At 39.1% G+C, this 8999-nt stretch carries 9 protein-coding genes, 3 tRNA genes and 1 pseudogene; 10 read left to right on the top strand and 3 right to left on the bottom strand.

Annotation, left to right across the window (positions count from 1 at the left end; all coding sequences use genetic code 11):
• Nucleotides 1-135 precede the first annotated feature (135 nt).
• Together AC4IFT_RS21030 and AC4IFT_RS21035 are read left to right on the top strand one after the other, a co-directional pair.
• Nucleotides 136-1059 (top strand): annotated as a pseudogene (locus tag AC4IFT_RS21030) (phage tail tip fiber protein); the annotation flags it as partial.
• 68 nt (nt 1060-1127) lie between these two features.
• The gene (locus AC4IFT_RS21035; protein WP_490752637.1) at nt 1128-2765 is read left to right on the top strand and encodes a phage tail fiber protein; all 1638 of its coding nucleotides are present in this window, start codon (nt 1128-1130) and stop codon (nt 2763-2765) included.
• A gap of 31 nt (nt 2766-2796) precedes the next feature.
• Here the strand turns inward: AC4IFT_RS21035 and AC4IFT_RS21040 are convergent, their stop codons facing one another.
• Both AC4IFT_RS21040 and AC4IFT_RS21045 read right to left on the bottom strand, forming a co-directional pair.
• Nucleotides 2797-3009, bottom strand: a complete 213-nt coding sequence (locus AC4IFT_RS21040; RefSeq protein WP_490752639.1) for a helix-turn-helix domain-containing protein — start codon at nt 3007-3009, stop codon at nt 2797-2799.
• 337 nt (nt 3010-3346) lie between these two features.
• Entirely contained in the window at nt 3347-3646 is a 300-nt protein-coding gene (locus AC4IFT_RS21045; protein ID WP_490752641.1) for an HdeA/HdeB family chaperone, read from the bottom strand.
• A 228-nt stretch (nt 3647-3874) separates the two neighbouring features.
• Between AC4IFT_RS21045 and AC4IFT_RS21050 the strand changes: the two genes are divergently transcribed.
• Nucleotides 3875-4144: a helix-turn-helix domain-containing protein gene (locus AC4IFT_RS21050; protein WP_490752643.1), complete on the top strand. Its 270-nt coding sequence runs from the start codon at nt 3875-3877 to the stop codon at nt 4142-4144.
• Between the two features lie 39 nt (nt 4145-4183).
• On the opposite strand, the gene AC4IFT_RS21055 is transcribed toward AC4IFT_RS21050, so the two are convergent.
• Entirely contained in the window at nt 4184-4462 is a 279-nt protein-coding gene (locus AC4IFT_RS21055; RefSeq protein ID WP_490752645.1) for a DinI-like family protein, read from the bottom strand.
• A gap of 426 nt (nt 4463-4888) precedes the next feature.
• Between AC4IFT_RS21055 and psiE the strand changes: the two genes are divergently transcribed.
• From psiE to AC4IFT_RS21090, 7 genes are all read left to right on the top strand, one after another.
• Nucleotides 4889-5296, top strand: coding sequence for a phosphate-starvation-inducible protein PsiE (gene psiE / locus AC4IFT_RS21060; protein WP_490735096.1), 408 nt, complete (start codon nt 4889-4891; stop codon nt 5294-5296).
• Nucleotides 5297-5483: 187 nt separating this feature from the next.
• Entirely contained in the window at nt 5484-6173 is a 690-nt protein-coding gene (locus tag AC4IFT_RS21065) for a LuxR C-terminal-related transcriptional regulator (protein WP_490735084.1), read from the top strand.
• Nucleotides 6140-7972, top strand: coding sequence for an excinuclease ABC subunit UvrC (gene uvrC / locus AC4IFT_RS21070; protein WP_490735086.1), 1833 nt, complete (start codon nt 6140-6142; stop codon nt 7970-7972). Before AC4IFT_RS21065 ends, uvrC begins: the two co-directional genes overlap by 34 nt.
• Nucleotides 7973-8029: 57 nt before the next feature.
• A complete protein-coding gene (gene pgsA, locus AC4IFT_RS21075) occupies nt 8030-8578 on the top strand; it encodes a CDP-diacylglycerol--glycerol-3-phosphate 3-phosphatidyltransferase (protein ID WP_219248936.1) in 549 nt (182 codons plus the stop codon).
• 164 nt (nt 8579-8742) lie between these two features.
• Nucleotides 8743-8818 (top strand) — tRNA-Gly (locus AC4IFT_RS21080).
• 23 nt (nt 8819-8841) lie between these two features.
• Nucleotides 8842-8915 (top strand) — tRNA-Cys (locus AC4IFT_RS21085).
• A gap of 15 nt (nt 8916-8930) precedes the next feature.
• Nucleotides 8931-8999, top strand: a tRNA-Leu gene (locus AC4IFT_RS21090).

Consider the following 8999-nt stretch of genomic DNA (forward strand, 5'->3'; position numbering starts at 1 on the left):
AATGCTCAATATGGCGATATTAATTCAAATATCACCTCATTACAGAAGGTTGTCGCTGATAACCAGAAGTCACAAGCGGAAGTTAACGAGCTGATTAAATCAGAAATCGGCGATAACAAGGCGGCAATTGAGAAACGAGCGGAAACATCGGTTGACCAGCAGGGTAATTCTCGCGCGTACTTCAGCATCAAAGCGGGTGTGTTACACAACGGGCAATACTACGATGTTAAAATGATGATGAGTGCACAGGTTAAAAACGGGCAAGTTGTCACTCAAATCGCTTTTGCAGCTGATGAGTTTATTATTTTTAATAACGCTAATGGCCAACTTGTTACTCCATTTGCAATAAAAAATAACCAAGTATTTTTAGGTCCAACGTATATCGAAGATGGCTCAATAACCAATGCGAAAATTGGCAATGTTATTCAAGCAAAAGGTTATAAAGCAGGAGTAAGCGGCTGGAAAATTGATAAAGAAGGCGATGCCGAATTTAACAACGCTGTGTTTAGAGGGCGTATCGAGGGTGCGGACGGTTATTTTAGTGGGACAGTCGACGCCAAAGAAATTCTCGGTGATGTGTACTATGCATCTAGCAACAAATTAACTGGTATTGTTTGTAACAATGAAGAGCACCAGGTTGCTAGAATGGACACAGGCTGGAGAAAAGCGATTGAAATAAACTCTGAAATTTTCAGCCGTATTTTTGATGCAGATTTAGCGTGCACGGTAAGAATGACAAAAGTGGATGGAGGCTGGCAATTTTCAGATTACATCAGAATACTCGTGGGTGTTGATGACGGAAAGGGTGGTATAACAACACTATACAGTAAAACAGATAAGTATTTGAATGGATTGGAATTAACCGTCAACGCGCCAGTAATCACATTGCCAGTGGCGCCACGAGGGGGTAAAAATTATATCCATATCAGGGCAATGTCTACGATGGAGGGGCCGCCATCCCCAGGCAACTCCGCGAAAGTTGTTATCAGCTATTCATCATTAAAGCGAGTTGAGTTATTCAAAGCAGGAACATCAACAATTTCAGGTTTATCTACTTAAATCTTAAATCGTAATCAATATGCCGCGAAAGCGGTTTTTTTGTATCTAAATTTCGGAGAATCTACAATATGTACAGTACAGGCACAGTCACTGCGACAGCAAACAGCACTAAATTAGTCGGTACCGGCACAAAATGGCTCAATAACATTAATCGTGTATCTGCAGAACAAGCAATACAGGTTCAAATTGGTACCACGGTTCACAATAACAGTATTCAGTCGATTCAATCTGACACTGAGCTCACATTGAATTTTCCATTACCTGTGGCAGCAACAGGGGCTAAATACGTCATTCTCACGACGATGGTTCATTCTGTTTCCGATGCCATGAATAAGATTGTGTCCATGAACGGTGCGAATGTGCAGTTCAGCGACATATTAACGCGCTGGATGACTGAGCAGGGCATTATCACTGTTACATTGCCAGACCAAACAACCCAGCAACTGCGCACAACAAAAGAAATGGATAAGCAGCTAGATGGGAAGTTAGATAAAGCGGGCGGGGTAATCATTTGCCGCGGGGATCCATTCAAATTTAAACGCGAAACAGCTCAATTTGGCGCATTTATTAAATTTTTAGACTCAGACGATACAAACTTGGGTTATGTTGGTTTTAGCTCTTCGCAAAATACAATCTCACTATCAAATCAGAAAGCAGGGACAGCACTATCGCTGGGAAGTGATAAATCACTGAAATACAATGGTACTGACGTTATGTTAGCTGGTAATTATGGGCTAGGTGGTGTAAATATAAATTTAGAAAGGCTGTATGGGAGCGAGCAAAACTTCGATTTATCTTTGATGTTTAATTCAAGAAGTACTGGACTATATGCGTGGGGCGGGTCTAGGAACTCACCAAATGTTAACAAATACAACTTTCTATTTAATCAACGATATTCAGAGAATCAAACAACATCCCCGCAGGTCATATTAGGAACGACACCAGAGGGGGATTTATTTCACTATGGTAAAACAACGTCTGAATCGTGGTTTGATAAGGTTACTTTCTACTCAACAAAAAACACAACCAAAGACACTAACGGTAACTTAAAAGCAGCATCACCAATCATTCGAGTATTTGCTGACGATGTCGATCCGAATGAAGAAGCAGAAGGCGTTACACTCAAAAAATTGCATACAGGCATCTATCAGTTGCATGGTGTTCTTGGCCTTCACTCTGATGCGAGTTGGGGTGGCATTAACGGTGGCATCACAATTCCATGTGGTATTAATCAGCTCCCGCTTGTGTATGCGCTTTATGATGTACTGGAGAAAGGCAAGCCGCATCCATTTGATGGCCGTATTGTTGAACCTGACGAAGATGGGGATATTGTTCTGTATACATCATATCGTCAGCATGATTTGCCTCAAAACATTCAGTATGAGCGCTTCAAGCTTTATCCTGAGTTTTTACGTGATGTTATCGATGGCGAGGAATCAATGCCAGGCTTTGACGGCAAAGTTGAATTAACACCCGGAGAGCCTTGTGATATTCCTCGGGGCCATTGGATCGACGTTCGTGTAAACATGCCATCTAACTCTATCTACAATCAAAAGCAAGCTGAAGCTGAGAGACTCGCTAAGATAGAAGCAGAGCGATTAGCGCAAGAAGAAGCTAAACGTGCAGCAGAGGAAGCGGAAAGGGCAGAGCAGGAAGCTGCGGAACGCAAACAATATGGCCTTGATGATAATGATAAATTTCTCTAATTAGCGACAAAAAAGCCGCAATAATGCGGCTTCACTTACTATATGCATTCAGTAGTTCTTGAATGCTAACATCAAGAATGTTAGCTATCACGAATAAGTCATCGATGTATATAGATAACTCGCCACTTTCATATTGTATATATTTTTCTTCAGAGGCCATTAAGCCTTTTGCTATTTCTCTAGTTGAAATATTTTTAGCTAACCGCTTATTTTTTATAAGACTGCCGATTGCTTTATTTCCCATATCCCTCTCAATCAGTCCAGTTGCAGAGTAAATTAGTTAGGGTGAGAGGGTATTTTACAAAAAATAATGCAGGCTTCAAACGGAACAAGACTAAGTAAGTAGTTTATAGACAGAGCAGCAATAAAAACTAATGCGCCAGCTCGAGTAGTTGGTACATCTAGATCACTTATCAAAATACTCAACGTCTTCAGTTTCTTTCATTTTCGTACAGTGTTGTTTTTTAAAATGAACTATAGAGTAGAGAAAAGTCATAGGAAAGCTAGCAGAACGTAAAACAGCATTGCTGTAATTAGTAATTAAAAAGCCGCGGAGAATGCGGCTTTAAACATAAGACAATTTATTTTTTACTTGCCAGATAATCTTTAAGGGTACCTTCAGGTTTTTTCTTGCAAAACTCGAGGATTAAAGGAGCTTCTGCAACGCTCTGTTCAGATAGCGCCACCCAATCTCCACTTTTAAATTGCGTATCTTGTGATGTTACCCATAACGCAACTGGAGCCCAGCTTTTAGGGTTTAGATCCACGTATTCTTTACAGGTCATACTTTCTGGAGTTGAAGTTGTTTTTTCAGCAGCAAAAGCATTAAAGGACAGTGCACTTGTTACTATAACGCAAGCAGAAATCAACATTCTATTCATAAATATTCCTCGTTATTTTCCAGTGATGATACGTATAGAAATAAAATATGCTAATTATAAATAGTAAGTAATATCAGTAAAGTCAATAAAAAACAAAGCAAAATGAAAAATATCAAAATATTTCTATCCCTTATGGATTAATCATAAATGATGACTAAACTTATTTAGTTGTAGGCATTAAAAAAATAGTAATTACACGATTTTAATTATTTTAAATGGAGCCTTTGTATGAATACAAAAAGAGCAGTATCAACATTGATAGGTAAAAAAATTAAAAATCTAAGATGTAACGCAGGGTATACGGCAAGTGAGTTTGCTAAATTGGCTGGTTGTAAAAGTGAGCAACAAGTATATCGTTATGAACGAGGAATAAATAGAATTGATATCGATACATTAGTATCAATGCTTAAAGGTTTAGATATGAATGTGGGACAATTTTTTGAGCAAATAATTGATGAAAAAAACGATGAATTTTATGATTATAATCTAAATATCTAGCTATTTCTAAATCAAAGCCGCACTATCTGCGGCTTAATGTCACTTATCAAAATGTTCCACCTCGGTTTCTTCGGTTTCAGGAAGCCAATCACCATCGATAAATATCTCTTCCAGTGTTTCTTCAATATAAGTTTTCTTCTCATTCTTCCCAAGACCATCAATAGACACATTATCTTGAGTACCCCAGTTTATATCGATATTTAGATCGGGGTATTTAGCACTTAATCTTTTGGTTATTTCATTTCTTAATGCTTCAAAAGTACCTGTAGGTAATTTACCTTTTTTATTGCTATTAAAGCGGATCTTGATGGTAACCATAAAACACTCCTTCGTAGATTAAATTAACTGGTTTTTTATACAGTAAAATATAACTGTAATTATATACAGTAAATTGCAATCAAAGATCAAGGAGTATCATTCAACTAATGAAAAATTTGTGGAAAATGGGTTTTGCTAGTATGCGCATGTGAGTAAAATAATGTACAAACACGTGATAAAAATATAGGTTTAAAGTGGTGTTGCGGACTGAATTATTGGCACTTCTAATACATTCGACAATGTTATAACTTTAAATGTAGAATGTCTTTACGTGGTCATGCATGTTCATTTTTATACAATGTTTAATGTGTACATGAATGCGCTCATAAATATTAATTTTGAAAATTCAAATTGAATTAACATATTGATTTAAAATGATTTGATTTGTTTTTAAATCATTCATTTGGGGAATAACAAATGAACAGTATGAAAGGAATGCGTCATGCAAGTAATATCGCATGGGTGCTACAGTGGATACTGAATATTGGTTTACTTTCATTAGCTGCCGTATTGGTGTTTTTTTTAGCCAAAGAAACAATTACGATGGCTTCTTTAATGTTTGGGAGTTCAAAAGGGGCAACGGCTTATGAACTTTTAGAGGGAATTGTTATTTACTTCCTCTACTTTGAGTTTATCGCGTTAATCATCAAATATTTTATGTCGGGTTATCATTTTCCATTAAGATATTTTATTTATATTGGTATTACTGCAATCATTCGTTTGATTATTGTTGACCATAGTGACCCAATGACAACATTGCTGCATGCAGGAGCTATTCTCGTGCTAGTCATCGCACTTTATATTGCAAATACTGAAAAGTTAAAGCGTGAATAATAAATAGTTTATTTTTAAGATAAATAAGATTAAGGGGGCTATGCCCCTTTTTTATTGCTTGTAATTTTAATTATTATTAAATGAGTTGCCTAGTATTTATGCAATGATAAAGAGATTGTATCTCACCATTTCGCAATATAGAATCACAGACTCTAAAAATCTCAATCTATTGATAAATAATATAAATATGGGAATAAATATAATTATTGTTGATGATAATAATATTACACTGCAAGGTTTTGAGTTTATATTTAGTCGTCATACACGCTGTAAATTAATTGCTTCATTTCCTTCAATCGACCAAGTTTTGGTTTGGAACCGCCACCAAAGGGCGAGTGTTATTTTAATCGGTAGCGATCACTGTCATTTTGATTCATTAAAAACGATCCAAACATTACGGCGTACCCAACCTGATGTTGGCATTATTATTTATAACGTTAGAAGTAATTATTCTTTTTTTCTCAAGGCATTAGATGTTGGTATTTTTGGCTTGTTAAGCGTACACATTACAGAGGATGACCTGATTGAGGCAATAAAAGTCGTCAATGTAAAAAGACGGATAATTTCACCTGATATAGCGCAAGATCTTGCTTTGCAACGCGTTATCCATAATAGCCAGCAAGATTTATGCGAGTTGTTGTCAGATCGTGAATTGGAAATCATGCTGATGATCACTCAAGGGATACCAATCAAACAGATTGCGCAGATGCTGTCCCTTAGCCCAAAAACGGTAAATACCTATCGATATCGAATGTTTGGTAAACTTAATATCTGTAGTGATGTAGAATTAACTCATATAGCCATTAGATATGGTTTAATTACAGTAAAACAGGGTTTATCCGAGTGGCAGAACAGTTCGAATCAAAAGCTTTCTTAAAAACAGTGACAAACCAACCTGGCGTATATCGAATGTACGATGCGGGCGGGACGGTGATTTACGTTGGTAAAGCCAAAGACTTGAAAAAAAGGCTCTCCAGCTATTTTCGTGAAAATGTCAGTAGCCGAAAGACCGAGCAGCTTGTTAAGCAAATTGCGTCTATTGATGTTACCGTAACGCACACTGAAACGGAGGCGTTACTGCTCGAACACAACTATATTAAGCTGTATCAACCCCGCTATAATGTATTGTTGCGTGATGATAAATCTTACCCTTATTTATTTTTAAGTAAGGAAACTCACCCGCGGATTTCAATGCACCGCGGGGCGAAACATGCTAAAGGTGAGTATTTTGGGCCATTCCCGAGCTCTTATGCAGTTCGAGAAACGTTGACGTTAATGCAGAAGCTATTTCCTATTCGCCAATGTGAAGATAGCGTCTATAAAAACCGCTCAAGACCTTGTTTACAATATCAAATTGGTCGCTGTTTAGGGCCTTGCGTTAGTGGTTTGGTTTCTGATGAAGACTATAATCAACAAGTTGAATATGTTCGGTTATTTTTAACAGGGAAAGACAAGCAAGTACTGGCTGGTTTAGTTGAACGAATGGAAAAAGCGAGCCAAGACCTGCGTTTTGAGGATGCGGCACGTTTTCGTGATCAAATTCATGCAGTTCGAGCCGTGACTGAAGAGCAATATGTTTCAGGGGAAGGGGATGACCTCGATGTTATTGGGGTATCCTTTGAGTCAGGGCTGGCTTGCGTTCACGTTCTATTTATACGCCAAGGTAAAGTGCTCGGTAGCCGCAGCTATTTTCCTAAAATCCCAGCAGATACACAACTCGATGAAGTAGTTCAAACCTTCTTAGGGCAATTTTATTTACAAGGTAGCGAAAACAGGACACTACCAGGTGAAATTTTACTTGATTTTGCTCTGACAGAAAAAGAGTTACTTGCCCAGTCATTATCCGAGCTAGCGGGACGCAAAATTAATATTCAAAGTCAGCCAAGAGGCGCAAGAGCGCGTTATCTGAAGTTGGCTCGAACCAACGCTTCTATTGCGTTATCGACTAAAGTCGCACAAAACTCGACAGTGCAGCAACGTATGGCTGCATTGGCAAAAGTGGTTCATTTAGAGAACATCTCACGAATGGAGTGTTTCGATATTTCTCATACAATGGGGGAGCAAACCGTCGCATCTTGCGTTGTGTTTGATAAAACGGGTCCCGTAAAATCAGAATATCGCCGTTACAATATCTCAGGTATCACTCCAGGTGATGATTATGCTGCGATGCATCAAGTGCTGACTCGTCGATATGGCAAACACCTTGATGAAGCCAAAGTGCCAGATATTATCTTTATTGATGGTGGTAAAGGGCAGTTAGGGCAAGCAAAAGATGTGTTTGAGTCCCTTGATGTTGATTGGGATAAAAATCATCCTTTATTAATTGGCGTTGCAAAGGGGAGTGACCGTAAAGCAGGGCTTGAAACGTTGTTTTTAAAACCAGAGGGTGAAGGTTTTGCTTTGCCAGCCGATTCGCCAGCATTGCATGTGATACAACATATTCGAGATGAATCCCATAACCATGCGATCACTGGTCACCGCCAACGTAGAGCTAAAGTTAAAAATACCAGTGCATTAGAATCGATTGAGGGGGTTGGGCCAAAACGCCGCCAAATGTTATTAAAATATATGGGCGGATTACAACCACTGCGAAATGCGAGCATAGAAGAGATCGCAAAAGTGCCCTCGATCTCATACGCGCTTGCAGAAAAGATTTATAATGCATTGAAACAGTAAGTGTCTTAGGGCAACATATTCATAATATCCAACTTGGTCAAAAAGTTAGTGAGCGTGATGAAATTAAACATACCAACGTGGCTGACATTATTTCGCGTCATCCTAATACCATTTTTTGTATTGGCATTTTACCTTCCTGTCACTTGGGGGCCTTTCGCCTGTGCGCTGATTTTTGTTTTTGCCGCGGTGACGGATTGGTTTGACGGGTTTTTAGCGCGACTTTGGAAGCAAACCACAAAGTTTGGGGCATTTTTAGACCCCGTGGCAGATAAAGTGATGGTGGCAACTGCACTCGTGTTAGTCACTGAAAGCTATGATGTTTGGTATGTGACACTGCCTGCCGCAACGATGATTGCACGTGAGATTATCATTTCTTCATTGCGTGAATGGATGGCAGAGATTGGCAAACGCAGTAGTGTTGCAGTGTCTTGGATTGGTAAATTTAAAACAACAGCGCAAATGATGTCCTTGGTGGGGCTATTATGGCGCCCAACACCTTTAATTGAGAACCTATCTATTGCGTTAATGTATGTCGCTGCCATCTTAACATTTTGGTCAATGTTCCAATATTTAAAGGCTGCGTGGGGCGATTTGAGCGAAGCGTGATCGAAATGATTGAAAAAACAGCGAACGATCCAATTATTTCAATAATTGTATTGACTCGATAGGTGAAATCAGTAGAATGCAACGCATCGAACGGCAACATGGTTTACGAAAATAAATAAGTAAATCAGCCAGTTTGATAGCATAAGCTGAAAGTTAAGCTTAACGCGGGAATAGCTCAGTTGGTAGAGCACGACCTTGCCAAGGTCGGGGTCGCGAGTTCGAGTCTCGTTTCCCGCTCCAAATTTCGCAAGAGATTCGGATAAGGCGCGTTAGCAAAGCGGTTATGCACCGGATTGCAAATCCGTGTAGCTCGGTTCGACTCCGGGACGCGCCTCCATAATTTAGCCCAGGTGGTGAAATCGGTAGACACAAGGGATTTAAAATCCCTCGGCCTTTAGGCTGTGCGGGTTCAAGTCCCGCC

The organism is Providencia sp. UF-183 (assembly GCF_058246155.1).